This window comes from Azospirillum sp. CT11-132 (assembly GCF_047302835.1).
GTDB lineage: Bacteria > Pseudomonadota > Alphaproteobacteria > Azospirillales > Azospirillaceae > Azospirillum.
The window spans coordinates 134,579-159,471 of record NZ_JBGLZA010000002.1 but is presented as its reverse complement, the minus strand read 5'-3'; the positions used below and the strand labels follow the sequence as shown (position 1 = coordinate 159,471).

Sequence of the window (24,893 nt, the reverse complement as noted above, 5' to 3'; positions counted from 1 at the left end):
ATTTTGACGGCGCTGTTGCGCGATTGGCCGCAGACGGAGGCGGATTTTATTTTAATTGATCGTTCAATGAAAAACCTGGACGCACATCTTCCGGCGCAGGAGGATTCCCTCTCCCCGGGGGGAGAGGGGGAACCTCTCGACGTCAAACCCGTTCGAAAATCGCGGCGATGCCCTGGCCGCCGCCGATGCACATGGTCACCAGGGCATAGCGGCCGCCGGTGCGGTGCAGTTCGTGGATCGCCTTCACCGTGATGATGGCGCCGGTCGCTCCCACCGGATGGCCGAGCGAGATGCCGGAGCCGTTGGGGTTCACCTTGGCCGGATCGAAATCCAGTTCGCGGATCACGGCGCAAGCCTGCGCCGCGAAGGCCTCGTTGGATTCGATCACGTCGAGGTCGGCGACCGACAGGCCGGTCCGCTCCAGCACCTTGCGGGTCGCCGGGATCGGGCCGATGCCCATGTAATCGGGCTCTACGCCGGCATGGGCATAGCCGACGAGGCGGGCCAACGGCTTCAGCCCCAGCGCCGCGGCACGGCGGGCGTCGGCCAGCACCACCGCGGCGGCGCCGTCATTCAGGCCGGAGGCGTTGCCGGCGGTCACCGACCCGTCCTTCTTGAAGACCGGCTTCATCTTCGCCAGCCCTTCCGGGGTGACGTCGCCGCGCACATGCTCGTCGGTGTCGAACACGATCGTGCCCTTGCGGGACGCGATCTCCACCGGGACGATCTGGTCCTTGAAGCGCCCCTCGGCGATGGCGTGGGCGGCGCGGCGCTGGCTTTCCAACGCCAGGGCGTCCTGCGCCTCGCGGTCGATGCCGTAGCGGGCGGCGACGTTCTCCGCCGTCACGCCCATGTGAATCTTCTGCCAGGGGTCGTGCAGGATGCCGTTCATGTAATCGACCAGCGCCCCGTCGCCCAGACGGGTGCCCCAGCGGGCGCTCGGCACGAAATAGGGTCCGCGGCTCATCGATTCCGCGCCGCCGCCGATGGCGACCTCGCAATCGCCGAGCGCGATGGACTGCGCCGCCGACACGATGGCCTGCAGGCCGGAGCCGCACAGCCGGTTGACGTTGAAGGCCGGGGTGCCGATCGGAATGCCGGCGTCGATGGCGGCGACGCGGCTGAGATAGGCGTCGTTGGTCTCGGTCGGGATGACGTTGCCCATCACCACATGGCCGATGGCGTCGGCCGCGGCGCCGGAGCGCTCCAGCGCCGCCTTGACCGCCACGGTGGCGAGTTTGGTCAGCGGCACATCCTTCAGGCTGCCGCCGAAGCCGCCGATGGCGGTGCGGGCGGCGCCGACGATGACGATGTCGTTCTGCATGGTAGGGTCCACTTCTCGGACGGAGATAACGGTTGGCGGGCGTTGGTTCAGCGGCCGGTGAAATCCGGCCTGCGTTTGGCGATGAAGGCGCCGACGCCTTCGACGAAATCGGCGGTGGCGGCGGTGGCGAGGAAGCGGTCGCGCTCGGCGTCCAACTGCTGGTCCAGCGTCCGGTCGAAGGACTGGCGCATCAGGTGACGGATGCCGGCATAGGCGACGGTCGGCCCGGCGGCGAGCCGCTCCGCCAGCTTGGCGGCTTCCTCGGCCAGCGATGCCGCAGGCACCACCCGGTTGACCAGCCCGATCCGCAGGGCCTCCGCGGCGTCGATCACGTCGGACAGCATCGCCAGCTCCATGGCGCGGCGCAGCCCGACCAGGCGCGGCAGGTGGAAGCTGCCCGACCCGTCCGGCGTGGCGCCGATGCGGGCGTAGGCCATGTTGAACCTGGCGTCGTCGGCGGCGATGCAAAGGTCGGCGGCGCTGGCGAGGCTCATCCCCGCCCCCGCCACCGGCCCATGGACGGAGGCCAGCACCGGCACGTCCAGCCGGTCGAGAACGCGCAGAGCCTCGTGCAGATGGGCGATGATGGCGCCGGCCACGGCGGGAGCCGCGGCTGGATCGTCGTTGAAACGGCCAACATCGCCGCCGGCCATGAAGCCGCGCCCATTGCCGGCGATCACCAGAACCCGCGTCGGCCCTGTCTCGCCCTCATCCGCCACGCTGCGGCAGGCGTCGAGGAAGGCGGCGGCGGTCGCCTCGTCCAGCGCGTTCAGCACATCCGGCCGGTTCAGCCGGATCCAGGACACGGCCCCCTCGCGGACGAGCAGGACCGGTGGGGCCAGGACCGGTGGGGCGGTGTCGGACATGGTAGCGTCTCCCCTGACGTCAACTGGAGGATCATCGGCTGATGGGAATTACCTGATGGAAGGTATGTTACCGAACGGTATGATCTGTCAACGGTTTGGGTGACCCAATGGTAAGGCAGGGCCGCCGAAGTGCCGGTCCGCAGCGGCGGAGCGAATCCATGGCTTGGCTGTTGGACCCCCGACAGTGCAAGCTGCCGCCCGTCAACAAGTGATCGGAGTCCCCGCCATGCATCATCGGAACCTGACCGGTATACCGGCCATGACTCGCTGACGGCAGCGGAGATCAGGCATGCCTATGGTTATGCGTTCGGTTGCCTCGCTTCTGCTGGGCGTGGCCTTTCTGATGTTGGGGAACGGTGCACTGTCGACGCTGATCGGCCTTCGCCTCGCGGCGACCGATTCCGGCACCACCGCGGTCGGGATGATCACCGCCGCCTATTATGCCGGGCTGACCCTGGGGTCGCTCTTCGCGCACCGGATCATCACCCGCGTCGGACACATCCGGTCCTTCGCCGCTTTCGCCTCGGTCGTTTCGGTCGCGGCGCTGTCGCATGCGCTGTTCGTCGATGCGTCGCTGTGGGCGGTGCTTCGCCTGACACAAGGGTTCTGCATGGCGGGACTCTACATGTGCATCGAAAGCTGGCTGAACGGCACCGCCACCAACCAAAGCCGCGGACAGCTGCTGTCGGCCTACATGGTGACGCTGTACGGCGCGTCGGGCGTCGGCCAGCAGTTGCTGCGGCTGGATGACGAGACCGGCATCCGCCTGTTCATGATCGTATCGATCCTGCTGACGCTGGCGCTGGTGCCGGTGGCGCTGACGCGGACCACGCCGCCGCAACTGCCGGACGTCTCATCCTTCGGCATCCGGCGGCTCTATCAAAGCTCGCCGCTGGGGGTGGCCGGGGTCTTCATCAGCGGGGCGATCACCGGATCGATCTACGGACTTGCCCCGGTGTTCGGCGCCGCCTCCGGTTTCGGGGTGTCGGGGACGGCGCTGTTCATGTCGGTGCTGATCCTCGGCGGCATGGCGCTGCAATGGCCGCTCGGCCGGCTGTCCGACCGCTTCGACCGGCGCAGCGTCATCATCGGCCTGACGGCCGCGCTGTCGCTGATCAGCGTCTGCATGATCGCCGCCGCCGGAATGAACCAGCAGCTGGCGCTGATGGTGGTGGCACCGCTGTTCGGCGGCCTGTCCTTTACGATCTATCCGATCTGCGCCGCCCACACCAACGACTATGTGCGGCGGGAGGACATGGTGTCGGCCAGCGGCGGCCTGATCCTGTCCAACTCGGTCGGCGCCATCATCGGGCCGCCGGTGGCATCGGCCCTGATGACCACGACGGGGCCGATCGGCCTGTTCGCCTTCATTGGCGGCGGCGCGCTGTGCGCCACCGTTTTTGGCTTATGGCGGTCCCGCGTCCGTCCGCCGCTGCCGGCCGAGGAGCAGGCCGCCTTCCGTCCGCTGCCGCAGACGACGCCCACCGTCTCTCCGCTCGACCCCATGGGCCCGCTGAAGTCATCGTCGGAGGACTGATGATTTTCAAAGGGCTCCGTTAAGGAGTTCAGGGTAAGCTGCCCGGCGGTGGAATGCTGACTGGTGGTTGCATGCCGTTTTCGCGGGAACCCCTCTTGCCAGAGCCGCCGGACCAGGATCCGGATCGGCCGTCGCAGAGCCTGGATGCCGACCGGCTGGACACGCTGGTCGGTGCGGTGGCGCGGGATCGCGACCGCACGGCCTTCGCCGCCCTGTTCCGCCATTTCGCCCCGAAGATCCTGCACTATTGCCTTAGGCTCGGCGCCGACCGCAGCACGGCGGAGGAACTGGTCCAGGACGTGATGCTGACGGTCTGGCTGAAGGCCGGCAGCTTCGATCCCGCCCAGGCCACCGTCGGCACCTGGGTCTTCACCATCGCCCGCAACCGGCGCATCGACCGCCTGCGCAAGGAGATGCGCCCGGCCCCCGACCCGGCGGATCCGGCGATGACTCCGCAGTCCCACGCCACGCCGGAGGAGTCCGCCCAGCTGGTCCAGAGCAGCCGGCACCTGCAGGAGGCGATCGGTTCGTTGGCGGCAAACCAATCCGAAGTGTTACGCCGTTCGTATTTCCTTGAGCAGACCCACGAGGAGATCGCCGAGGACACCGAAGTGCCCTTGGGCACGGTGAAGACCCGGCTGCGCCTCGCGCTCGGCCATTTGAAACGCAGCTTGGGGGACAAGGCGTGACGTTGCCGCTCCACCATCCCGATGACCAGCTTCTGATCGGCTATGCCAGCGGGCAGGAGCGGGCCGGCAAGTCGCTGCTGGTGGCGACCCACCTCGCCTATTGTCCCGACTGCCGCCAGCGCGTCGCCTCTTATGAGGCCTTGTGCGGCAGCTGGTTCGAGGAGCTGCCCTGCGACGATCACGACAGCCTGGGCGGGCTGGACGCCCTGCTCGACCGGATGGACGGCCTGCTCGCTGCCGGTGGCGCGCCGGCTGAGGCGAAACCGCCGAAGCCGCTTGCCGCCGGCTCCTTGGGCGGGCGCCCGGTGCCGGAGCCGCTGCGCAGCTGGCTGCCGGAGGCGATCGACACGCCGACCGACGACGGAACCTGGCGGGAGATCGCCAAGGGGGTTTGGCTGTCGGGCTGGGAACGCACCCTGTCCGGAACGACCATCTGCCTGCTGCGCATGGCCTCGGGCGCTCCGGTGCCGGCCCACCGCCACACCGCAGACGAACTGCTGCTGGTCCTTCAGGGCGCGTTCAGCGACGAATATGGCAGCTACGCCGTCGGCGACGTCGCCCAATACGTCGCCGACACCGACCATCACGCCAGCGGCGCCAGCGAGGAAGACTGCATCTGCCTCTTCCTGCTGGACGGCGAGCTGATCTTCCTCGACGAGGCCGGAAACCCTGCTTAGCCGACGAGGTCCTGATACTCCTGGTGCCGCTTGATGTAGGCCTCGATGAAGGTGCAGATCGGCAGCACCTTCAGTCCCTTGGCCCGGATGTCGTCCAGCGCGCCCTTGGCCAGCGCCGACCCCACCCCCTGGCCCGACATTTCGCCCGGCACTTCGGTGTGGGTCAGGGCGATCTTGCCCTCGCGCATGTCGTAGGTCACCAGCGCGGTGGAGTCGGCCACCGTCAGCTCATAGCGGCTGAGTTCCTCGTTGTTCCGCACCTTGTCCTGCAAGCTCATGGTCTTCTTCGCCTTTGGTGATTGCGGATCGTCAGCCGACCATCAGGGATTCCGCCCCGTCGATCCAGACCGGCGTGCCGGTGATGTGCCTGGCCCGGTCCGACGCCAGGAAAAGCGCAAGCTCCGCCACGTCGAAGCTGTCGCCGGACTTGCCACCGGTCAGGGGCACCTTGCCCCGCGGATATTCGATCGGGGTCTGCACCGATTCAAGGTTCCGCTTTTGGGTGTTGTCGGGAATCTCGGTGTCAATGATGCCGGGGCAGATGGCGTTGACCCGGATGCGGCTCGGCGCCAGTTCCAGCGCCAGCATCTTCACCATGGCGAGCTGCGCCGCCTTGGTGCAGGAATAGGCGGTGGCGCCGGTGTTGCTGAACACCCGCGTGCCGTTGATCGACGCAGTGACGATCACCGATCCGCCACCGGCCTTCTTCAGGTGCGGAACCGAATGGTGCAGCGTCAGATAGGCGCCGCGCAGGTTGGTGTTGATGGTGCGGTCCCATTCCTCCGGCGTCAGCTCGTCGATCGGCGCCCAGACGCCGTTGATGCCGGCATTGGCGAAGACGATGTCGAGCCGCCCGAACTCCCCCACCAGCCGGTCGATGGCCTGGCGCATCGCCGCATCGTCGCCGACATCCGCGGTCAGCGCCAGCGCCTTGCCGCCGGCCGCCTTGATCTCCTCGGCGGCTTTCGTGATCTCGTCCGCGGTGTGGCTGAGCACGCCGACGCTGGCGCCGGCCTGGGCGAAACGCACCGCCGACGCCTTGCCGATGCCCGAGCCTGCACCGGTGACCAGCGCGACCTTCCCCGTCAAATCCATAACCCCAACTCCAGCGGTAACCTTCGACCCGAGTGCCAACCTTCGCCCAGGCTCTTCGGTTCCCGATACCGTGTGGCTGGCAACAAATTTCGTATAATGGAACTATATTCCGAAATCTTGATTCGGCTGGATCGTCTGCTAGACTGACGATCCACGGGCCGCCCCCCATGACGCCGTTTGCGATCGGATCGGCCCGCATCCATGGCTTTCCGGAGAGTGCCGATGCCATCGCCGGCCCAGACTGAAGCGGTTCCGTCCAATCCTGTCCAGTATGCGCGCCCAAATGGAGGAGTTTGGGGCCAAGTCGGCGTCATCACCGTCGATTATCCGCCGGTCAACGCCGTCGGCCATGGCGTGCGCAGCGGATTGATCACCGCACTCGATGCCGGGCTGGCCGACGACGGGGCGGACGCGCTGGTGATCGTCTGCGCCGGCCGCACCTTCATGGCCGGCGCAGACATCCGGGAGTTCGGCAAGCCGTCGGCCCCGCCCACCCTGCCGGAGGTGGTGGCGCGCCTCGACGCCGCGACCAAGCCGGTGATCGCCGCCATCCATGGCACCGCGCTGGGCGGCGGGCTGGAGGTGGCGCTCGCCTGCCATGTCCGCGTCGCACTGAAATCGGCCAAGCTCGGCCTGCCGGAGGTGAAGCTGGGCCTGCTGCCGGGCGCCGGCGGCACGCAACGGCTGCCGCGGCTGGTCGGGGCCGCCAAGGCGCTGGACATGATCCTGTCCGGCGATCCGGTCGGCGCGGAAGAGGCGCTGGCGCTCGGCCTCGTCGATGCGGTGGAAGACGGCACTTCTCCGCTGGAAGCGGGCCTGCGCGTCGCCGAACGGCTGCTCGCCGACGGAAGCGTCCCACAGCCGGTCAGCGCCCGTACCGACCGCATCACCGGCACCGACCCGGCCCTGTTCGCGGCGAAGCGGGCCGAACTCGCCGAGCGCCAGCCGCACCTGTTCTCCCCGCACCGCATCGTCGATGCGGTGGAGGCCGCCGTCACCCTGCCCTTCACCGAAGGCACGGCGCGCGAGCGGGAGCTGTTCCTGGCCTGCATGGAGTCGCCGCAGCGCGCCGGCCTGATCCACGCCTTCTTCGCGGAGCGCGAGGTGGCGAAGGTCCCCGGCCTGCCGACCTACACGCCGACGCGCGACATCCGCAAGGTCGGGGTGATCGGCGCCGGCACCATGGGCGGCGGCATCGCCATGTGCTTCGCCAATGCCGGCATTCCGGCGGTGCTGGTCGACAGCGCGCAGGAGGGGCTCGACCGCGGCGTCGCCGCCATCCGCCGCAACTACGAGGCCACCGCCCGCAAGGGCCGGCTGACCGCGGTGCAGGTGGAGGAGCGCATGGCGCTGATCCACCCGACCCTGTCCTACGCCGACCTCGCCGACGCCGATCTGGTGGTGGAAGCGGCGTTCGAGAGCATGGAGGTCAAGCAGACGATCTTCCGGACGCTGGACGAGACCTGCAAGCCGGGCGCGATCCTCGCCACCAACACCTCGACGCTCGATGTCGATGTCATCGCCGCAGCCACCGGCCGGCCGCAGGATGTGCTGGGCATGCATTTCTTCAGCCCGGCCAACGTCATGCGCCTGCTGGAGGTGGTGCGCGGCGCCAAGACCTCCGACAGCGTGCTGGCAACGGTGATGGGGCTGGCGCGCAAGATCGGCAAGGTCGGCGTGGCGGTCGGCGTCTGCTATGGCTTCGTCGGCAACCGCATCCTGCACCAGCGCGGCCGGGAATCGATGGCTCTGGTCGAGGAAGGGGCCAGCCCGGAGCAGGTCGACCGCGTGCTGACCGAGTTCGGTTTCCCGCTCGGCCATTTCTCAATGACCGACCTTGCCGGGATCGATGTCGGCTGGCGCATCCGCGAGGAGCGGCGCAAGTCCGGCGATCCGGAGGCGCAGGCGCTCAACTGGCTCGACACGCTGGCGGAACGCGGCCGTTACGGCCAGAAGACCTCGGCCGGCGTCTACCGCTACGAACCCGGCAGCCGCACCCCGATCCCCGATCCCGAGGTGGCGGCGGTGATCGAGGAGGACCGCCGGCGCCGCGGCATCACCCCGCGCACCGTCAGCGACGAGGAGGTCCGCGAACGCTGCCTCTATGCGATGGTGAACGAGGCGGCCAAGATCCTGGAGGAAGGCATCGCCGCCCGGCCGGTGGACATCGACGCCATCTGGCTGCACGGCTACGGCTTCCCGTCCTGGCGCGGCGGCCTGCTGTTCTGGGCCAATCAGGAGGGGGTGGGCAGGATCGCCGAGGCGGTTCAGCGTTACCACCGCGACATCGGCGGCCCGCAATGGCGCCCGTCCGCTTTGCTTCTGCAATGCGCGGCGGAGGGACGGCCCATCGGATGCTGAAGCCGGAATGCGGATTTCAATCCTGAAACTGGTTTCTGTTACTGATTGTTATGAGTTTCCCCTATACTCTTTCGGCAGGGACGCTCCGTCGCGGTCATCCGGCCCCCCAGCCGGCGGACTCAAGGGAGCCGACCTGCATGAGGAACCCGGGCTTCACCGAAGGGGAACAGCATGAAGGACATCACCGTCGCAGCCACCGACTGGGGTCTCCACGCCGTCGCCTGCAGCGGCCTTCGTGACGCTCCTCCTTCAGCCTGGCTCGGGACGTTGCGCACTGCGCTGTCCGGCGGCAGCAACGGGCGTGGCCTGTTCCTGGATTTGCGGGAGGTCGGCTTCTCCCCCCTGCCGTCCTCCCATCTGGGAGCCTTGGCCTCGGTCGTCGTCCAGGCCGGGACCAGCGCGGTTCTGGTGTCGGATCTCCGGCTCGGCCATGCGCTGTGCGATGCGGTTCGCCGCAGCGGCACGACTGGGGAAACCGCAGCTGACCTTCGCGTGCTGTCCGCCGACGGCCGCGACCGGGTCGCCATCGCCGCCGCCTATCAGTGGCTGTTGAACGGGCGGGAACCTGCGGATGCCCTGCGGGTGTCCGACGGTCGCCCGTCGGTGCTGCCCTTCCCCACGACCACAGCGCAGAAACGGCCGAACTCCCCCGGTTCCGCCCCCCTGCGCCACGCGTCGTGACCGCCGTGCCATAACCGCATTTCTTTCCGCAGTCGTCGTCGTCTCAACTGCCTTTTCGCCCCGGCCGGACCCGTCCCGCCGGGGCTTTTTATGGGTGGAGCCCCGTCAACCCGCCGAATGCTCCGGAACGGCCAGCCTTGAACCGCAGGTTCCGCCACGGCCCACGACGCCGGATCACCCCCGTCTTGAAGAGGTCGTTGCTGGTCTCGGCGAAGGCGTTGTCGTACGAGGAACAGCAAAAAGCCCGCTCTCGTTGTGGAGGCGGGCTTCTTGGTGATTTGGTTGCGGGGGCGCGCAACCACCGGGAATTGAAGCTGCCACCGATCGACGTTTGACGCCAGGACCGAGCGGAGAATGTCCTGACGGTGTGGAGGTTTCGGTCCAGCGCCCGCATGGGGAGCGGCTGAAATTCTCCTCCCAGGTCGAGGTGCGGCTTACGGCCATCAGCAAGCGTGAGCAGGCCTCGCGTCGCCGCGCTCCCAAGAAGGCGCGCGTGACGTTCGACCCGATCCGTGGATCGCTGGAGCCGAGCGCGCCCTGGAGTTCGTCCGAGCCCTCGGCCTGGACCAACGCGGAGACATCAAATAGGTCGCCGCCATCAACTCTGGAGCGGCTTGGCCAGATGGCAGGCAAGCCAGCGGCCGAGTTGCCCGATTTCCTTCTCCTGGCCGGTGATGATCTTCCTGGCCATCTTCTGGAGTTCAGGATCGCGCCCGTTCTGGAGTTCGGCCCGCGCCATGTCGACTGCCTCCCGGTGATGCTCCCGCATCATGGAGGTGAAGTCGTGATCGGTATCACCGGTCATCGGCTGCGTCATCATGGACTGCTGCATCTTCCGCATCGACCCCATCATCGCTTGAGAGCCCGGGGAGTTGGACATCGAGCCCCCCTGCACCATGCTACGACGTGTGGATCCCCGCCAAAGATCGCAGCCGGGCCTACAACGGCGGCAAGCTCGGGGAGGGTTGCCTCGAGCGGCTGCCCGAGACCATCGAGAAGGCGCCCGGCGCCGACGCCGTCCGGCTCATCGACGTGCTGTGGCTCGACCGGGGCAAGGCGCATGTCGCCGCCGCCTTCGAGGTCGAGCACTCGACCTCCATCTACTCCGGCATCGTCCGCATGCTCGATCTGGCGCTCGGCACCGAGACACATGCCCTCGAAGGAATGTTCCTGGTGGCGCCGAACGGCCGCGAGGAGGAGGTCCGGGCGCAGCCAGCCCGACCGGCGTTCAGCCGCGCGGCCGACCTCCAAGTGCGTTACCTGCCGTACGGTGAACTCGAAAGCCACCGGGAGTTCATTGCCCGCTTCGGCTCCGGCGTGAAGGCCATCAACGCCATTGCCCGGCCTCTGGTCTGAGCAGATTACAGTTCCGGCGTCAGTGGCTGAACTCGCTCTTTGCCATGGCGAGGTGGTGGGCCTTGGTCTGCTGGTGTCACTCGCGACTGCCGAGCCGGGGCGTTTCAGCATTGGCCACACGGCCATTCGGGTCGAAAACGGTGGCGGCCCCCTCCACCTTGTTCCGGTTGATGTCGTTTGAGGGGAACTGCGATGACCTACCGCTGGCGAGGAATCGCCTACGCGCTGCTCTCCGCTGCGCTCTTTGGCGCCAGCACGCCGTTGGCGAAGGCGCTGCTCGGCGACATCAGCCCGTGGATGCTCGCTGGACTGCTCTACCTCGCCTCGGGCGTCGGGCTGGCCGTGCTCCACGCCGTGCGCCGTCTGCGGGCCGGGCCGTTGTCGGAGGCGCCGCTGGCACGTCAGGACCTGCCATGGCTGACCGCTGTTATTGCGGCTGGAGGAATCGCTGGGCCCGTTCTGCTCATGGTGGGCTTGAGCACGACGCCCGCTTCGACGGCCTCGCTCCTGCTGAACCTGGAAGGCCTGTTCACCCTGGGCATCGCCTGGGTCGTGTTCCGCGAGAACGTCGACCGGCATATCGCCCTCGGGGCGGCGGCGATCCTCGCCGGGGCACTGTTGCTGTCGTGGAGCGGTGGCCCGGAGGGGATCGGTTGGGGGGCACTGGCCATCGCAGGGGCGTGTCTGGCCTGGGGCATCGACAACAATCTGACCCGCAAGCTGTCGAGCGCCGACCCGCTCCAGATCGCCATGCTCAAGGGCGCCGTCGCCGGGACGGTCAACGTGATCCTTGCCTGGTTGGTCGGCGGAACATTGCCTTCGGCGGGTCCGTTCCTCGCGGCGGCAGTGGTCGGTTTCCTTGGCTACGGCGTCTCGCTCACCTTGTTCGTTCTGGCGCTGCGCCATCTGGGATCGGCGCGGACCGGAGCGTACTTCTCGCTGGCACCCTTCGCCGGCGCCGCCGTTGCGATCCTGGCGTTTGGCGAGCCGGTCACCATGCGCTTTGTCGTCGCCGCCGCAATGATGGGCGTAGGGCTGTACCTCCATCTCATCGAACGGCACGAGCATGAACACCGGCACGAGTCGATGGATCATGAGCACCGCCACGTCCATGACGAGCATCACCAGCACGAACATGAGGGCTGGGAAGGGCCGGAGCCGCACAGTCATCCGCACACCCACAAGCCGCTGGTTCACGCCCACCCGCATTTTCCGGACATCCACCACCGCCACACGCATTAGGCAGGAAAAAGCGGTGTTCTCGTCCTGGGGCCTGGTGCGCGGTCGGTCGGCTTCATCGTGGCCGCCACCATGAGCAAGCTCCTCGTTGGCAGCGGCGGAACCTCTGGCCATGCCGCTCGTTCATTAGGGGATTTTGATATTCTGCGTGAGCTAGAAAGCGCGCCGAAACCATCTCATGGGCGGCCATGGGTGTCTCCCGGCTACCGCCCCAGTCGAAGGGAGGAGCGTCGTGACGTACCATTTTTCCAAAGTCGTCGAAATGCCGTTCGAGGACGCCGTCTCGGCTACCACCGATGCCCTTAAGAAGCACGGGTTCGGTGTGTTGACCGAGATTGACGTGAAAGCGACGCTGAAAAAAAAGCTGGACGTCGAGTATCGACCCTATCGCATCCTCGGCGCCTGCAACCCGAAGATGGCCTTCCAAGCGCTTCAGGCCGAGGACAAGATCGGCACCATGCTACCGTGCAACGTCATCGTGCAACAGCGCGAGGACGGCAAAGTGGAGGTGTCCGCAGTTGACCCGGTCGCCTCCATGCAGGCGATCGACAACCCTAGCCTCGCCGACGTCGCCCGTCAGGTCCAGGGCATGCTTCGTCAGGTGATCGACGATTTGGGCAATCGGGCATAGCCCCGCAAGCCAACAAGGGCCCCCGACCGGCCCAACCCCAGAGGAGAACCACCGAGATGGCTCATCATGCTCGCAGCATCATCGTCCCGCTGGCCATGGCAACAGCCCTGATCGCCGGAAGCGCGGCGGCCCAGCAGACCCAACCGGCGCCGCAAGGCCAGACCACGGCGCCGATGGGTGGCTCCATGGGTGGGAACCAGGGCATGATGCAAGGTCAAGGCATGCACCAAGGTCAGCGGGCGCAGAATATGCCCAAGGATCCGGCTTCGCGTGCGTACATGCAGAGCATGCAGAAGATGAACCGGGACATGCGCAAGCCGATGACCGGCAACGCCGACCAGGACTTCGCGCGGATGATGGCGGCCCATCATCAAGGCGCCATCGACATGGCCCGCGTCGAACTCCAATACGGCAAGGATCCCGACCTCAAGGCGATGGCTCAGAAGATGGTCGATGATCAGACGAAAGAGGTTCAGCAGCTTCAGGACTGGCTGAAGCAGCACCCGACCAAGCAATCCAGCAACAAGTAACGGCAGGAGTTTTCCGTGATGATGGGCGGCATGGAGGGCTCGGGTTGGGCCATGGGCGGCATGGCGATCCTCTGGGTTCTGTTGCTTGCCCTCATCATCCTCGGGATTGCCGCCCTCATCAAATACCTGAGGCGCTGAGCCTCCCGTCGCGGAACGGGACGTAACCGGGCATGCCAAGACTGGGGACCAGGGCGTAGACGGCGGCAACGACAACGACGAGCCAGAACTCTTCGTTCAGTTTCATGGCGGTTCTCCTGCGCTCAATGGCCATGTCCGCTGCCGATGACGATGATCGGCAGCGACTGGATCAGCTGGAACGCGACGTTGGTGAAGACGTACACGGCGGCGACCAGGGCCATCAGCACCGGCCATGCCGCCGGGGCCATACCGCCGTAGCTGAGGTCGAAGACGCGGCGCGGCACCCCCATGAACCCGGCGGTGATGCCGGCCGCGCCGAAGATCAGCAGGCCGAGTGTCACGACGGCCGGCATGCGCCGCAGCAGGTCCGGGCGCCACAGGCTGCCTCCGCCAAGTGCCGGCAGGATCACCATCAGCGCGGCCAGGAAGGTCTGGGTCAGCACGCCGACGGCGAAGAAGTGGAAATAGCCGGGCACGAAGACGGTATCGCTCAGCATCGACGCCAGCCTCTCCTGGATCAGGACGAAGGCGAAGGCGATGCCCAGCATCATGTTCACCATCGCCCAGCCCATGCTCGCCATCGCCGGGTTGCGCCAGGGCAGCCCCCGCATCCAGCCGAAGAAGCCGGTGGCACCGCGCGCCCGGGCGCTGGCTTCCAGCGAGGAGACGATGATGGCGAAGGCCGCCAGGGTCGGCACCGAGACGAACCGGGAAGAAAGGCGTTGGTCGCGGCGATCGCGCTGACCACCAGGAACCCCGCCCAGGCGAACAGGGCGAAGCCGATGGAGGTGAAACGATTGCGGGCATTGAAGTCCGTCAACCGACGCCGCCGATCGACCGGCATTGCCATCGAGCGCTTTTCGTATTGACCCTCCCACCGCTGGAGGGTTGATGCTTGCTTTACTGGCCTGGATTGGTGATGGAAGCGGAGTGACAGTCCGCCGCACTTTTCCGGGACCCTGACAGGGGCGGTCGTCGAGACGATCGTCCTGTTGCAGGGACCAGGGGATGGTATTACCTTTGGCTGAGGGGCCGGTGGGCACGCAAGGTGCCGTCCGACCTCGGACAAGGAAGGCAATCGCCATGTGGCGTGGGACGTGGTCGGCGGTGAGGAGGGTGGTGGTGAGCCTGCTGATGCTGGCCACGCTGCTCGTCTATGCCGTGCCGAGCCACGCCAGTCTGCTGCCTCACCAGCATTCGCCGGCGCCTCATGAGCACGCCTTGGTCGACACGCACGACGATGGTGTCGCTGGCGTGGCAGACCATGAGCACAAGCAGGACCCCTGCAAGGATCTTCGTGTGCTCGGTGACGATGCCTGCTGCAGCGTCGCCCAGTGCGCGACCATGCATGGCGGCCTTCCCGTCGGTGCCATCGCAGCCTTCATTCCGGCCATCGACCGGGCAGACTATCTGCTTGCCCTGGCCACGCCCGAAGGCATCGATAGCGACCCCGCACTGCGTCCCCCTCTCTGATCCTCTGATACCACGAATCTGTCCGCGTCCAGCGTGAGCTTCGGCTCAGCGAAGGACGTCGCCGGATTTCGTGCGCTCGGCCTTTGTGTCCCCGGCGCTCCTGCATGGAGTCCGACCGGGATGGCTCGAACCAGATGATCAGACGGAGGACGCCATGTCGTCTTTCACCCGCACAATGCTCCCGGTCTTTGCCCTCGTCGCCATGATGTCGGCTGCCCAGGCCCAGACCGTCACCACTCCGGTCCAAGGTCAGGACCACCAAGCCCACCACCCCGGCGGCCCCACGACCACCCAGGCCCAGCCCGCTCCTGCCCCGACGCCTGCCCAGCCGTCCCAGGGCGGCCAGCCCGCGATGCCCGGCATGATGATGAACATGGACCGGATGCGCCCGATGATGGGCGGCATGATGGGGCCGGGCATGATGGAGCAGATGATGCCCATGATGCGCCAGATGATGATGGGCCAGCAGGGTGGCATGGGCCTGCCGTTCGAGCATGTCGAGGGCCGCATCGCCTTCCTGAAGGCGGAACTTGGGATCACCGACGCCCAGGCGCCGCAGTGGAATGCCTTCGCCGACACCCTGCGGTCGAACGCCAAGGCCCATCAGGCCATGCACGAGCAGATGACCAAGGGCGGCCTGCCGTCCGCGTGGCCGGACCGGCTGGCTGTCCAGCAGAAGGTCCTTGCCACCCGGCTCGACGCCATGAAGGCGCTCGAGGCCGCCGCCAAGCCGCTCTACGCCGCGCTGAGCGACGAGCAGAAGAAGGTTGCCGACCAGCTGTTCGCCGGCCCGATGGGCATGATGTGAGGAGGTGGCCATGACGCACGAGGCTCCGGGCTACGAACTGTGGATGCCGGTCATTTTCAACCACCAGGAGTGTGCAGCCCTCCGCATCTTCGGCACCGCCTACGAACGGTATGCCGCCGTCACGCCGGGATGGGACCCGCACCTTGCCGGACATGGGCAGAACCGCCCCAGGGCAGGAGGGTCGTTTGGTGCGTGAGTTCGGGTCCAAACGTATGAAGCAGGCGGCGGCAGCCGCAGTTGCCGTCTGCCTGCTGGCACTTCCCGCCGGGGCACAGTCCCTGCGCGATGCCGTGGAGGGGGCGTGGCGGCTCAATCCGGAGATCCGGTCGCTGGAGGCCAAGCGGGGGCAAGCCGTGGCCCAACGCGGCGCCGGAGCGTCGCTGGTTCCGGCTGCTCCTGCCGTCACCCTGCGGCACATCACCGACGTGGTGGGCCGCAATGTCGGGCGGCGCGAGTATGAGGCCGAAGTCGGCGTTCCGCTCTGGCTGCCCGGCCAGGGCACGGCGACCGTCCGCGCCGCCGACGCGCTGCTGGCGCGCACCGACGCGGAGATCGCGTCACGCCAGTTGGCCGTCGCCGGAGAGGTCCGGACGGCACTGTGGCAGATCGCGCTCCTTGAGCGGCGTGTCGAACTCGCCCGTCAGCGCCTCGCGGTGGCGCGCCGTCTCGAGGCCGACACGAAGCGCAGTTCCAATGCCGGGGAAACCTCCGAGGCCGACCACCAGCTGGCACGTGGGGAGGCCCTTGCCGTGACTGCGGAGGTCCGGGACGAGGAGTTGACCCTGGAGGAGGCCCGGCAGGCGTTCCGCACCCTGACCGGAGCCACGGTCCCAAAGGCCACGCCCGAGCCGCTGATCGGCGAGCAGCCGCTCGACCAGCACCCGGTGCTTCAGGCGGCTCGCCTGGGCGTCCGGTCGGCCCACGCGCAGAGGCAGCTGGTCGACCTCACCACCCGCGATAGCCCGGAGGTCGGCGTTCTGGCCCGCAAGGAGCGGGATGTTCGTGGCGAGCGCTTCGACACCATCGTCGGCCTGTCGGTGCGCATCCCGTTCTCGGTGGAGGCGGTCAATGCCCCCAAGCGCGCCGAGGCAGCCACCGAGGTGGTCCGCACCGAAGCCGAGCAGGCGAACGCGGAGCGCACCATCGAGACCGAAATCCGGCAGGCCCGCCTGGCCCATCAGGCCGCCACCGAACGCCTTGCCATCGCCCGCGACCGCGCTGCCGCGCTCAAGGGGCGCCTGTCCATCGTCGAGCGGGCGAGAAAAGGTGGCGAGATCAGCCTCGTCGAGTTCGTGCGGGCCCAGGAGGCGGCTTTCGAAGCCGACCTCGCCCGTGCCACTGCCGAAATCCAGGTCGGCGCCGCGCGCGCCCGTTTGAATCAGTCTCTTGGAGTTCTTCCATGATCCACCGACGCCTTCTCGCCGCGGCCTCGATCGCCGCGAGCCTTGCCGCGCCGGTCGCCCTTCCGACGCTGGCTCATGAAGGGCATGAGCACGGCGACGCTCCCAAGCCGGTCGTCGCCACCGCGACGCCGACCATGGAGACGTCCTCGTCGGACTTCGAACTGGTGGTGGTTGCCCAAGGGCGGACCCTGCTCGTCCATCTTGACCGGTTCGCCACCAACGAGCCGGTGACCGGCGCCACCATTGAGGTCAGCGCCGATGGTGAGGCGATCACCGCGTCGCCGGTTCCTGGCGAAGAAGGCGTCTATCGCCTCGACGCGGGGTGGCTTGCGAAACCGGGTCCTCATGAGCTGACCGTCTCGATCACCGCCGCCGAAGGCGCGGACCTGCTGATCGGCACGCTGGAGGTTCCGGCTGAGGCCCAGCTCGCTGGCCCCGTCGGTGGACAGGGCATGTCCGCCATCCTCGGCCGGGTCCGGGGCGATTCGGGCCTGATGCTGGGAGCCGCCATGGTCTTCCTGCTCGGCGTCCTGACCACGCTTGCCCTCACCCAGCGGGGCCGGGCGCGTACGGTCGCTGGGGCTGCCCTGATCGGGTTTGGCCTGCTGATCGCCAGCGGTGCTGCCTTCGCCCATGGCGGCGAGGATCACAGCCATGGCGATGAGGCGAAGGACAAGACTCCCGGAGCGGCTGTTCCGGCAGCCATAGCCGGGGTGCCGGACAGCCCTCGCCGGCTGCCGGACGGTAGCCTGTATGTACCGAAGCCATCGCAGCGCCTGTTGTCGGTGCGCACCACGGTCGCCAAGACGCAGCAGGCGGCGCAGACGGTGCAACTGATCGGCCAGATCATCGCCGATCCGAACGGCGGCGGTCACGTCCAGGCGACGCAGAGCGGCCGCATCGAGCCCGGCGAGAAGGGGCTGCCCTATGTCGGCCAACGGGTCGAGGCCGGGCAAATCCTGGCCACCATCACGCCGGCCGTGAACGTGGTCGACCGCAGCGGCATCCAGCAGCAGATCGCCACGGTCGAGCAGGAGCTCGTCATTGCAGAGTCGCGGGTGCAGCGCCTGCGGCAGCTTCAGGGTAGCGTTCCGCAACGCGACATCGACGAGGCGGAGGCCAACCTGAACGGCCTGCGCAAGCGCCGCGCCGCCCTGTCGCCGACCCTGACCACCAAGGAAGCCTTGCGCGCTCCCATCGCTGGGGTCGTCACCGCCAACAACGTCAAGGCCGGTCAGGTCATCGAGGGCCGCGACCAGGTGCTGTTCGAGATCGTCGACCCGTCGCGGCTGATGGTCGAAGCGGTCGCCTTCGATCCCCGGGTGGCGAATGCCATCAAGGCGGCCACGGCGACGACCGCCGACGGCACCAGTCTGTCCCTGGAACTCCTCGGCTCCAGCCTGGCGCTGCGCCAGCAGGCGATCCCGCTGCTCTTCCGGATCACCAATCCGCCGGCGGGGCTCGGCGTCGGCCAGCCGGTCCGGCTCGTCGCCCAGGTGCAGGGCACCGCGTCGGGCATCGTGCTGCCCCGTCACAGCGTGGTGCGCAGCGCCGGCGGCCAGCCGATCGTCTGGCAGCACGAGTCCCCCCAGCGCTTCGTCGCCCGGCCCGTGCGCACGCAGCCGGTCGACGGCGGCACGGTGCTGGTCCTGGCCGGCATCGAGCCCGAGGCCCGCATCGTGACCGATGGCGCTGGCCTGCTGAACCAGGTCCGGTGAGGCAGCCATGTTCAACATCCTCGTCAACACCAGCCTGCGCAACCGCCTGTTCGTGCTGGCCGCCGCCGTGCTGCTGGTCGTCTACGGCTCCTTCGTCCTTAAGGGGCTGCCGGTCGACGTCTTCCCCGATCTCAACAAGCCCACGGTCACGCTGATGACCGAGGCCGAGGGTCTGGCGCCCGAGGAGGTCGAGCAGCTGGTCACCTTCCCGCTCGAGACGTCGATGAACGGCATGCCGGGCATCACCCGCGTGCGCTCGGTCTCCGGTGTCGGCCTGTCCATCGTCTTCGTCGAGTTCGACTGGGGCACCGACATCTACCGCAACCGCCAGCAGGTCGCCGAGCGTCTGGCCATCGTCCAGGGGCAGCTGCCGCCGAACGTCCGCCCGCAGATGGGGCCGATCTCGTCCATCATGGGCGAAATCATGCTGCTCGCCATGTCTGCCGAGCCGGGAACCGGCGTCGGGCCTATGGATGTCCGTGAACTCGCCGATTGGGTGGTCCGTCCCCGTTTGCTCGCCATCCCCGGCGTCAGCCAGGTCATCCCGATCGGCGGGGAGATCCGTCAGTACCGCATCGCTCCCGACCCAGCACGCCTGCACGACCTGGAGATCACCACCGACGAGCTGGTGAAAGCGCTCCAGCAATTCTCAGCGAACACCGGCGGCGGCTTCATCGACCAGCACAGCGAGGAGTACCTGATCCGCAACATCGGCCGGACCACCCGGCTGGAGGACCTGCGCACCCTGGTGGTCGCCTACAAGGCCGGACAGCCCATCCATCTGCGCCAGGTGGCCGATGTGGATTTCGCGGCCCGTGTGAAGCGCGGTGACGCCGGCGTCGACGGCAAGCCCGCCGTCATCCTGTCGGTGCAGAAGCAGCCGGGCAGCGATACGACGACGCTGACGGCCGACGTCGAGAAGGCCCTGGCCGATCTGGCGCAGTTCCTGCCGAAGGGGGTGAAGGCGAACGAGATCCTGTTCAAGCAGGCCAACTTCATTGAGACCTCGATCCACAACGTCATGACGGTGCTGCAGGAGGCGGTGGTGGTGGTCGCCGTCATCCTGTTCCTGTTCCTGCTCAACGCCCGCACGACGCTGATCTCGCTGACCGCCATTCCGATCTCCATCCTGATCACCGTGCTGGTGTTCAAGGCGTTCGGCATGTCGATCAACACCATGACACTGGGCGGCCTCGCCATCGCCATCGGCGAACTGGTCGACGATGCCGTCGTGGATGTGGAGAACATCTACCGCCGCCTCGGCGAGAACCGCCGGGCCGGCGACCCGCGGCCGATCCTGGAGGTCGTGGCGGCGGCCTCGCAGGAAGTGCGCTCCGGCATTGTCTACGCCACGATCATCATCATCCTGGTGTTCGTGCCGCTGTTCGCCCTGTCCGGCATCGAGGGACGGCTGTTCGCGCCGTTGGGCGTGGCCTACATCGTCTCCATCCTCGCCAGCCTGCTCACCGCCATCACCGTCACCCCGGTGCTGTCCTACTACCTGCTGCCCAAGCTGAAGCGGCTCGATGAGCATGACAGCTGGCTGGTGCGACGGCTGAAAGCAGGCAATGCCCGCCTGCTGAACTGGGCCTTCGGCAATCCCGGTACCCTCTTCACCGTGGTGGGAGCCGCCGTGGTGATCGCCGCGGCCACGGTGCCGAGCCTGCCACGCGCCTTCCTGCCGCCCTTCAACGAGGGCACGCTGACGATCTCCATGGTGCTCAACCCCGGCATCTCCCTGGCCGAGTCCAACCGTGTCGGTCTCGCGGCAGAGAGGCTGATCATGCAGGTGCCGGAGGTGGCGTCGGTCGGCCGCCGCACCGGCCGTGCCGAACTCGACGAGCACGCGGAAGGCGTCCATTCCAGCGAGATCGACGTCGATCTGGTGCCGTCAGCGCGCAGCCGTTCCGCTGTACTGGCCGACGTGCGGGCGCGGCTGGCGGCGCTGCCGGTGTCGGTGAACATCGGACAGCCGATCTCCCATCGGCTCGACCACATGCTGTCCGGCGTCCGCGCCCAGATCGCCCTGAAGGTCTATGGGGAGGATCTGGACACCCTGCGCAGCCTCGCCGGGCAGTTGCAACAGACGCTGACGTCGATCCCCGGGCTGGTCGACCTGCAGATCGAGAAGCAGGTCCGCATCCCCCAGGTGCAGGTCGTGATCGACTATGAGCGGGCTTCCCTCTACGGCGTCACCCCGGCCATGGCGACGGACGCGCTGGAGAGCCTGTCCAACGGGCGGGTGGTGTCGGAGATCGTCGACGGCACCCGGCGCTTCGACGTCGTGCTGCGCCTGTCGGACGAGGACCGCACCACCAGCGGCTTGGCCAACCTGCTGGTCGAAACCCCGGTGGGGCGGGTACCGCTCAGCCTGTTCGCCAGTGTCGAGGAGACCGACGGTCCGAACCAGATCCTGCGGGAGAACGGCAAGCGCCGCATCGTCATCCTCGGCAACAGCGACGGCAAGACGGACATGGCGGCGATCGTCGCGGGCATCCGTGACGTGGTCGGCCGCTCGTCGCTGCCGCCGGGCTACTTCACCAGCCTGGAGGGCACTTTCCAGGCGCAGGAGGAAGCGTCCAAGACCATCGCCGCGCTGTCGATGGTGTCGCTGGCGATGATCTTCCTGGTGCTCTACAGCCGCTACCGTTCCGCGGTGCTGACTCTGATCATCATGGGCAACGTGCCGCTGGCCCTGATCGGCAGCGTTGCCGCCCTGTGGATCGCCGGACAGCCGCTGTCGGTCGCCTCGATGATCGGCTTCATCACCCTGACCGGCATCAGCACACGCAACGGCATCCTGAAGGTCAGCCATTACATCAACCTCGTCCTGCACGAGGGCGAGAGCTTCGGCAAGGCCATGGTGATCCGCGGCAGCCAGGAGCGGCTGACCCCGGTGCTGATGACCGCCCTGTCGGCTGGCGTCGCCCTGGTGCCGCTGATGATCGGCGCCGACGCGCCGGGCAAGGAGATCCTCCACCCGGTCGCCGTCACCATCTTCGGCGGCCTGGTCAGCGCCACCCTGCTCGACACGGTTCTGACACCCGTCCTCTTCCTCAGGCTCGGCGAGAAGCCGCTCAGGCATCTGGTCGACGCCCAAGCCGGTTCGCTGCGTCCGGCCGAGGCATACTGATCCACCCGTTCACCCTGTCCTACTCAGAAGGAAAGCCTATCGTGAAGTTCTCGACCCTCCTCGTCGCCGCCACCCTGGTCGCCGCCCCGGCCACAGCCTTTGCCGATGGTGCCAAGACCGGCACCCATGGCGGTCCCCGCACCGATGCCGGCCCCTACCATGCCGAACTCGTGCTCCAGGGCAACGACGTCGTCCTGTACGTGACCGACGGCGCGGACAAGCCGGTCGACGTGACCGGCGCCAAGGCCGAGGCCACCATCCTGGCCAACAAGCAGACCCAGAAGGTCGCGCTGGAGCCGGCAGGCGCCAATGCGCTCAAGGGAAAGGCCAACCTGGGCGAGCCCCACGACAGCGTGAAGGTGGTCACCGCCCTGACCATGCCCGGTCAGAAGCCGGTTCAGGCCCGCTTTGAAGTGGGCCACGCCGGCCACTGAGACCCCAGGGGTGGCATGAGGATCACCGCCTCATGCCACCCCGAACGAGGAGGCGCGCGACGAGCGCCAAGAAGAAACTCGCCACGCTGGCGGCGGCCTCGCTGGTCGCCAGGAGCGAGCGGTCGAAGACGTGAGGAGAGGAAGACCTCAGCCCGCACACCGGGATTGACCCTCCAGTCACTGGAAGGCGGAGCATGGGTTCCAAGGTCACCGCCACACCCCTGACCCATGTGGCGCCGCGCAACACCGGGGGTACCGACGCCGGGCCTGCGAAGGGAGATGCGAACATGAACGACCTGCACCATGGCCATGGGCATCAGCACGGACATGACCATCATGGTCACCATCATCACGCAGGACCCGACGACCATAGGACTGTCAAAGACCCTGTCTGCGGCATGATGGTCGACCCGAAGCGGACCGCGCACCACGCGGAGCATGATGGGCACAGCTTCCACTTCTGCTCGGCACGCTGCCACGACAAGTTCGTCGCCGCCCCGGAGCAATACCTGAAGCCGGAGGCCAAGCCCACGGCGCCGGAGCGGGCCTCGCCCCAGAAGGGGGTCATCTACACCTGCCCGATGCACCCGGAAATCCGGCAGGAGGGACCGGGCAACTGCCCGATCTGCGGCATGGCCCTGGAACCGGTGGGTGCCAGCCTCGAAGAGGGGCCGAACCCGGAACTCGTCGACATGACCCGGCGTTTCTGGATCGGCCTGGTGCTCAGCGTGCCGCTGCTGGTCCTGGAGATGGGCAGCCACATTCCGGCCCTTGGCCTTCATGGCCTGGTGCCGCCGCGCATCTCGATTTGGATTCAGTTTCTCCTGGCGACGCCGGTCGTGCTGTGGGCGGGTTGGCCGCTGCTGGAGCGCGGCTGGCAATCGTTCCGGCGGCGCAGCCTGAACATGTTCAGCCTGATCGCGCTGGGGGTCGGCGTTGCGTACCTCTTCAGCTTGGCCGCGACCTTCCTGCCCGGCCTGTTCCCGGCGAGCTTCCGGGGCATGGACGGGGTGGTGGCTGTGTACTACGAGGCGGCCGCCGTCATCACCGTGCTGGTGTTGCTCGGTCAGGTGCTGGAACTGCGCGCCCGCGAACAGACCGGCGGCGCCATCCGGGCGCTGCTGAACCTGGCGCCCAAGACGGCCCGCCGCATCGAGGAGAACGGCGAGGATGAGGAGGTCTCCCTCGACCAGATCCGGGTCGGCGACCGGCTGCGCGTCCGCCCCGGCGACGGGGTGCCGGTGGATGGGGAGGTGCTCGAGGGCCGCAGCGCCGTGGACGAGTCGATGGTCACCGGCGAGAGCATGCCGGTCGAGAAGGAGCCCGGCGCCAAGGTGATCGGCGGCACCGTGAACCAGACGGGCGCCTTGGTGATGCGGGCCGAGAAGGTCGGCTCCGACACCATGCTGTCGCGCATCGTGACCATGGTGGCCGAGGCGCAGCGCTCTCGTGCCCCCATCCAGCGGATGGCGGATGTGGTGTCCGGCTACTTCGTCCCGGCGGTCATCCTGGCTGCCCTCCTCGCCTTCGCCGGCTGGATGGTCTGGGGACCGGACCCCGCCTTCGCCTACGCGCTGATCGCGGCGGTCTCGGTACTCATCATCGCGTGCCCCTGTGCCCTGGGACTGGCGACGCCGATGTCGATCATGGTCGGGGTGGGAAAGGGAGCGACGGCGGGCGTGCTGATCAAGGACGCCGCGAGCCTGGAGCGGTTCGAGAAGGTCGACACGTTGGTGGTGGACAAGACCGGTACGCTGACCGAGGGAAAGCCGCGGGTGACCGCGGTCGTCCCGGCGGCCGGTATCGACGAGTCGGAGCTTCTGTCCCTGGCAGCCAGTCTGGAGCGGTCAAGCGAACATCCCCTGGCGGCTGCCATCGTCGCGTCCGCCAGGGAGCGGGGGCTGCCTTTGCAGGAGGTCACCGACTTCGGCTCGGTGACCGGCAAGGGCGTGGTCGGGAGGGTTGCCGGCCGCGAGGTCCTGCTCGGAAATGCGGCGATGATGCGGGATCGGGGCGTGGTTTTGGGCGAGCTGGAGGCGCGCGCCGACGAGCTGCGGCGGGAGGGGGCGACGGCGCTGTTCGCCGTGGTTGACGGTCGACCCGGCGGCGTGATCGCGGTGGCCGACCCAATCAAGGCGAGCACGCCACATGCTTTGGAGACGCTGCGCGCCGATGGCGTGCACATCGTCATGCTGACCGGCGACAACCGGACCACTGCAGAGGCGGTGGCACGGCGCCTTGGCATCGACGAGGTCGAGGCCGAGGTCCTGCCCGACCAGAAGCATCAGATCGTGCGGAAGCTGAAGGCGGAGGGGCGCGTGGTCGCCATGGCCGGCGACGGCGTCAACGATGCTCCCGCACTCGCCGAAGCGGACGTCGGGGTCGCCATGGGCACCGGGACCGAGGTGGCGATCCAGAGCGCCGGCGTGACGCTGGTGAAGGGCGACCTCGCCGGCATCGCCCGGGCCCGGGTGCTGAGTCGTGCCACCATGGGCAACATCCGCCAGAACCTCTTCCTGGCCTTTGTCTACAACGCACTCGGAGTGCCGGTGGCGGCCGGCGTCTTCTATCCCCTGTTCGGCTGGACGCTGAGCCCGATCATCGCGGCTGCCGCCATGGCGCTGAGTTCGGTGTCGGTCATCGGCAATGCACTGCGATTGCGCATGACGAGCCTGTAGGCGCAGGTCTATCACTGGCGATTAGATGAAGGCTGATCTTGCCCCGGTTCGGTGGACAGGGGTTCACGCAGATTTTAGCTCGCCCTTTTCCGGGGGTGATGTATCCGACGGCTGAGTGGGCG

The 24,893-nt window shown here is 67.6% G+C and carries 25 protein-coding genes; 18 read left to right on the top strand and 7 right to left on the bottom strand.

The window, feature by feature from the left end; genetic code table 11:
- Window positions 1-142 precede the first annotated feature (142 nt).
- Together ACCD06_RS02690 and ACCD06_RS02685 are read right to left on the bottom strand one after the other, a co-directional pair.
- Window positions 143-1,324, bottom strand: coding sequence for an acetyl-CoA C-acyltransferase family protein (locus ACCD06_RS02690; RefSeq protein ID WP_109157320.1), 1,182 nt, complete (start codon window positions 1,322-1,324; stop codon window positions 143-145).
- A 47-nt stretch (window positions 1,325-1,371) separates the two neighbouring features.
- Window positions 1,372-2,190, bottom strand: a complete 819-nt coding sequence (locus ACCD06_RS02685) for an enoyl-CoA hydratase/isomerase family protein (protein ID WP_413338588.1) — start codon at window positions 2,188-2,190, stop codon at window positions 1,372-1,374.
- A gap of 289 nt (window positions 2,191-2,479) precedes the next feature.
- On the opposite strand from ACCD06_RS02685, the gene ACCD06_RS02680 reads away from it, so the two are divergent.
- From ACCD06_RS02680 to ACCD06_RS02670, 3 genes are all read left to right on the top strand, one after another.
- Window positions 2,480-3,727 (top strand): MFS transporter, encoded by a 1,248-nt coding sequence (locus ACCD06_RS02680; protein WP_413338586.1) that lies wholly within the window; start codon window positions 2,480-2,482, stop codon window positions 3,725-3,727.
- A 95-nt stretch (window positions 3,728-3,822) separates the two neighbouring features.
- Entirely contained in the window at window positions 3,823-4,416 is a 594-nt protein-coding gene (locus ACCD06_RS02675) for a sigma-70 family RNA polymerase sigma factor (RefSeq protein WP_247871623.1), read from the top strand.
- The gene (locus tag ACCD06_RS02670; RefSeq protein ID WP_109157324.1) at window positions 4,413-5,093 is read left to right on the top strand and encodes a ChrR family anti-sigma-E factor; all 681 of its coding nucleotides are present in this window, start codon (window positions 4,413-4,415) and stop codon (window positions 5,091-5,093) included. Before ACCD06_RS02675 ends, ACCD06_RS02670 begins: the two co-directional genes overlap by 4 nt.
- Here ACCD06_RS02670 and ACCD06_RS02665 read toward each other — a convergent pair.
- A complete protein-coding gene (locus tag ACCD06_RS02665) occupies window positions 5,090-5,371 on the bottom strand; it encodes a GNAT family N-acetyltransferase (RefSeq protein WP_109157325.1) in 282 nt (93 codons plus the stop codon). The two genes, ACCD06_RS02670 and ACCD06_RS02665, sit on opposite strands and share 4 nt — an antisense overlap.
- A gap of 31 nt (window positions 5,372-5,402) precedes the next feature.
- Window positions 5,403-6,188 carry an SDR family oxidoreductase gene (locus tag ACCD06_RS02660; RefSeq protein ID WP_109157326.1) on the bottom strand — a complete coding sequence of 262 codons (786 nt, stop codon included), beginning with the start codon at window positions 6,186-6,188 and terminating at the stop codon, window positions 5,403-5,405.
- Window positions 6,189-6,410: 222 nt separating this feature from the next.
- Here ACCD06_RS02660 and ACCD06_RS02655 point away from each other — a divergent pair, with 222 nt between their 5' ends.
- Window positions 6,411-8,549: a 3-hydroxyacyl-CoA dehydrogenase NAD-binding domain-containing protein gene (locus ACCD06_RS02655; RefSeq protein ID WP_413338583.1), complete on the top strand. Its 2,139-nt coding sequence runs from the start codon at window positions 6,411-6,413 to the stop codon at window positions 8,547-8,549.
- 171 nt (window positions 8,550-8,720) lie between these two features.
- Window positions 8,721-9,230 (top strand): hypothetical protein, encoded by a 510-nt coding sequence (locus tag ACCD06_RS02650; protein ID WP_413338581.1) that lies wholly within the window; start codon window positions 8,721-8,723, stop codon window positions 9,228-9,230.
- Between the two features lie 598 nt (window positions 9,231-9,828).
- Here the strand turns inward: ACCD06_RS02650 and ACCD06_RS02645 are convergent.
- Window positions 9,829-10,062 carry a DUF305 domain-containing protein gene (locus tag ACCD06_RS02645; RefSeq protein WP_413339412.1) on the bottom strand — a complete coding sequence of 78 codons (234 nt, stop codon included), beginning with the start codon at window positions 10,060-10,062 and terminating at the stop codon, window positions 9,829-9,831.
- A 74-nt stretch (window positions 10,063-10,136) separates the two neighbouring features.
- On the opposite strand from ACCD06_RS02645, the gene ACCD06_RS02640 reads away from it, so the two are divergent.
- The 4 genes from ACCD06_RS02640 (at window position 10,137) to ACCD06_RS02625 (ending at window position 12,986) form a co-directional block, all read left to right on the top strand.
- A complete protein-coding gene (locus ACCD06_RS02640) occupies window positions 10,137-10,586 on the top strand; it encodes a hypothetical protein (protein ID WP_413338579.1) in 450 nt (149 codons plus the stop codon).
- A 192-nt stretch (window positions 10,587-10,778) separates the two neighbouring features.
- A complete protein-coding gene (locus ACCD06_RS02635; RefSeq protein ID WP_413338577.1) occupies window positions 10,779-11,828 on the top strand; it encodes a DMT family transporter in 1,050 nt (349 codons plus the stop codon).
- A gap of 229 nt (window positions 11,829-12,057) precedes the next feature.
- Complete coding sequence (locus ACCD06_RS02630; RefSeq protein WP_136703474.1) at window positions 12,058-12,456, top strand: DUF302 domain-containing protein; 399 nt, start codon at window positions 12,058-12,060, stop codon at window positions 12,454-12,456.
- A 56-nt stretch (window positions 12,457-12,512) separates the two neighbouring features.
- A complete protein-coding gene (locus tag ACCD06_RS02625) occupies window positions 12,513-12,986 on the top strand; it encodes a DUF305 domain-containing protein (RefSeq protein ID WP_413338575.1) in 474 nt (157 codons plus the stop codon).
- A gap of 118 nt (window positions 12,987-13,104) precedes the next feature.
- Here ACCD06_RS02625 and ACCD06_RS02620 read toward each other — a convergent pair whose 3' ends face one another.
- Complete coding sequence (locus ACCD06_RS02620) at window positions 13,105-13,230, bottom strand: hypothetical protein (RefSeq protein WP_413338573.1); 126 nt, start codon at window positions 13,228-13,230, stop codon at window positions 13,105-13,107.
- 16 nt (window positions 13,231-13,246) lie between these two features.
- Window positions 13,247-13,822 (bottom strand): cbb3-type cytochrome c oxidase subunit I, encoded by a 576-nt coding sequence (locus ACCD06_RS02615; protein WP_413338571.1) that lies wholly within the window; start codon window positions 13,820-13,822, stop codon window positions 13,247-13,249.
- A 24-nt stretch (window positions 13,823-13,846) separates the two neighbouring features.
- Between ACCD06_RS02615 and ACCD06_RS02610 the strand changes: the two genes are divergently transcribed.
- The 9 genes from ACCD06_RS02610 to ACCD06_RS02570 all read left to right on the top strand — a co-directional run bounded on the left by ACCD06_RS02610 (window position 13,847) and on the right by ACCD06_RS02570 (window position 24,771).
- Window positions 13,847-13,993: a hypothetical protein gene (locus tag ACCD06_RS02610; protein WP_413338569.1), complete on the top strand. Its 147-nt coding sequence runs from the start codon at window positions 13,847-13,849 to the stop codon at window positions 13,991-13,993.
- A 253-nt stretch (window positions 13,994-14,246) separates the two neighbouring features.
- On the top strand, window positions 14,247-14,597 hold the full coding sequence (locus ACCD06_RS02605) for a hypothetical protein (RefSeq protein ID WP_413338567.1): 351 nt from the start codon (window positions 14,247-14,249) through the stop codon (window positions 14,595-14,597).
- A gap of 154 nt (window positions 14,598-14,751) precedes the next feature.
- The gene (locus tag ACCD06_RS02600) at window positions 14,752-15,405 is read left to right on the top strand and encodes a Spy/CpxP family protein refolding chaperone (RefSeq protein WP_413338565.1); all 654 of its coding nucleotides are present in this window, start codon (window positions 14,752-14,754) and stop codon (window positions 15,403-15,405) included.
- Window positions 15,406-15,415: 10 nt separating this feature from the next.
- Window positions 15,416-15,601 (top strand): hypothetical protein, encoded by a 186-nt coding sequence (locus ACCD06_RS02595; protein ID WP_413338563.1) that lies wholly within the window; start codon window positions 15,416-15,418, stop codon window positions 15,599-15,601.
- Window positions 15,594-16,808, top strand: coding sequence for a TolC family protein (locus tag ACCD06_RS02590; RefSeq protein ID WP_413338561.1), 1,215 nt, complete (start codon window positions 15,594-15,596; stop codon window positions 16,806-16,808). Before ACCD06_RS02595 ends, ACCD06_RS02590 begins: the two co-directional genes overlap by 8 nt.
- Window positions 16,805-18,526, top strand: coding sequence for an efflux RND transporter periplasmic adaptor subunit (locus ACCD06_RS02585; RefSeq protein ID WP_413338559.1), 1,722 nt, complete (start codon window positions 16,805-16,807; stop codon window positions 18,524-18,526). Before ACCD06_RS02590 ends, ACCD06_RS02585 begins: the two co-directional genes overlap by 4 nt.
- 7 nt (window positions 18,527-18,533) lie before the next feature.
- Entirely contained in the window at window positions 18,534-21,659 is a 3,126-nt protein-coding gene (locus tag ACCD06_RS02580; protein ID WP_413338557.1) for an efflux RND transporter permease subunit, read from the top strand.
- 41 nt (window positions 21,660-21,700) lie between these two features.
- Window positions 21,701-22,093, top strand: a complete 393-nt coding sequence (locus ACCD06_RS02575) for a hypothetical protein (protein WP_136703482.1) — start codon at window positions 21,701-21,703, stop codon at window positions 22,091-22,093.
- 287 nt (window positions 22,094-22,380) lie between these two features.
- Window positions 22,381-24,771 (top strand): heavy metal translocating P-type ATPase, encoded by a 2,391-nt coding sequence (locus ACCD06_RS02570; protein ID WP_413339410.1) that lies wholly within the window; start codon window positions 22,381-22,383, stop codon window positions 24,769-24,771.
- Window positions 24,772-24,893 lie beyond the last annotated feature (122 nt).

Bases quoted from the DNA above. Each gene is read 5' to 3' on its own strand.
- ACCD06_RS02690 (WP_109157320.1), bottom strand. From the start codon at position 1,324: ATGCAGAACGACATCGTCATCGTCGGCGCCGCCCGCACCGCCATCGGC.
- ACCD06_RS02685 (WP_413338588.1), bottom strand. From the start codon at position 2,190: ATGTCCGACACCGCCCCACCGGTCCTGGCCCCACCGGTCCTGCTCGTC.
- ACCD06_RS02680 (WP_413338586.1), top strand. From the start codon at position 2,480: ATGCCTATGGTTATGCGTTCGGTTGCCTCGCTTCTGCTGGGCGTGGCC.
- ACCD06_RS02665 (WP_109157325.1), bottom strand. From the start codon at position 5,371: ATGAGCTTGCAGGACAAGGTGCGGAACAACGAGGAACTCAGCCGCTAT.
- ACCD06_RS02660 (WP_109157326.1), bottom strand. From the start codon at position 6,188: ATGGATTTGACGGGGAAGGTCGCGCTGGTCACCGGTGCAGGCTCGGGC.
- ACCD06_RS02655 (WP_413338583.1), top strand. From the start codon at position 6,411: ATGCCATCGCCGGCCCAGACTGAAGCGGTTCCGTCCAATCCTGTCCAG.
- ACCD06_RS02650 (WP_413338581.1), top strand. From the start codon at position 8,721: ATGAAGGACATCACCGTCGCAGCCACCGACTGGGGTCTCCACGCCGTC.
- ACCD06_RS02645 (WP_413339412.1), bottom strand. From the start codon at position 10,062: ATGCAGCAGTCCATGATGACGCAGCCGATGACCGGTGATACCGATCAC.
- ACCD06_RS02635 (WP_413338577.1), top strand. From the start codon at position 10,779: ATGACCTACCGCTGGCGAGGAATCGCCTACGCGCTGCTCTCCGCTGCG.
- ACCD06_RS02625 (WP_413338575.1), top strand. From the start codon at position 12,513: ATGGCTCATCATGCTCGCAGCATCATCGTCCCGCTGGCCATGGCAACA.
- ACCD06_RS02620 (WP_413338573.1), bottom strand. From the start codon at position 13,230: ATGAAACTGAACGAAGAGTTCTGGCTCGTCGTTGTCGTTGCCGCCGTC.
- ACCD06_RS02600 (WP_413338565.1), top strand. From the start codon at position 14,752: ATGTCGTCTTTCACCCGCACAATGCTCCCGGTCTTTGCCCTCGTCGCC.
- ACCD06_RS02595 (WP_413338563.1), top strand. From the start codon at position 15,416: ATGACGCACGAGGCTCCGGGCTACGAACTGTGGATGCCGGTCATTTTC.
- ACCD06_RS02585 (WP_413338559.1), top strand. From the start codon at position 16,805: ATGATCCACCGACGCCTTCTCGCCGCGGCCTCGATCGCCGCGAGCCTT.
- ACCD06_RS02580 (WP_413338557.1), top strand. From the start codon at position 18,534: ATGTTCAACATCCTCGTCAACACCAGCCTGCGCAACCGCCTGTTCGTG.
- ACCD06_RS02570 (WP_413339410.1), top strand. From the start codon at position 22,381: ATGAACGACCTGCACCATGGCCATGGGCATCAGCACGGACATGACCAT.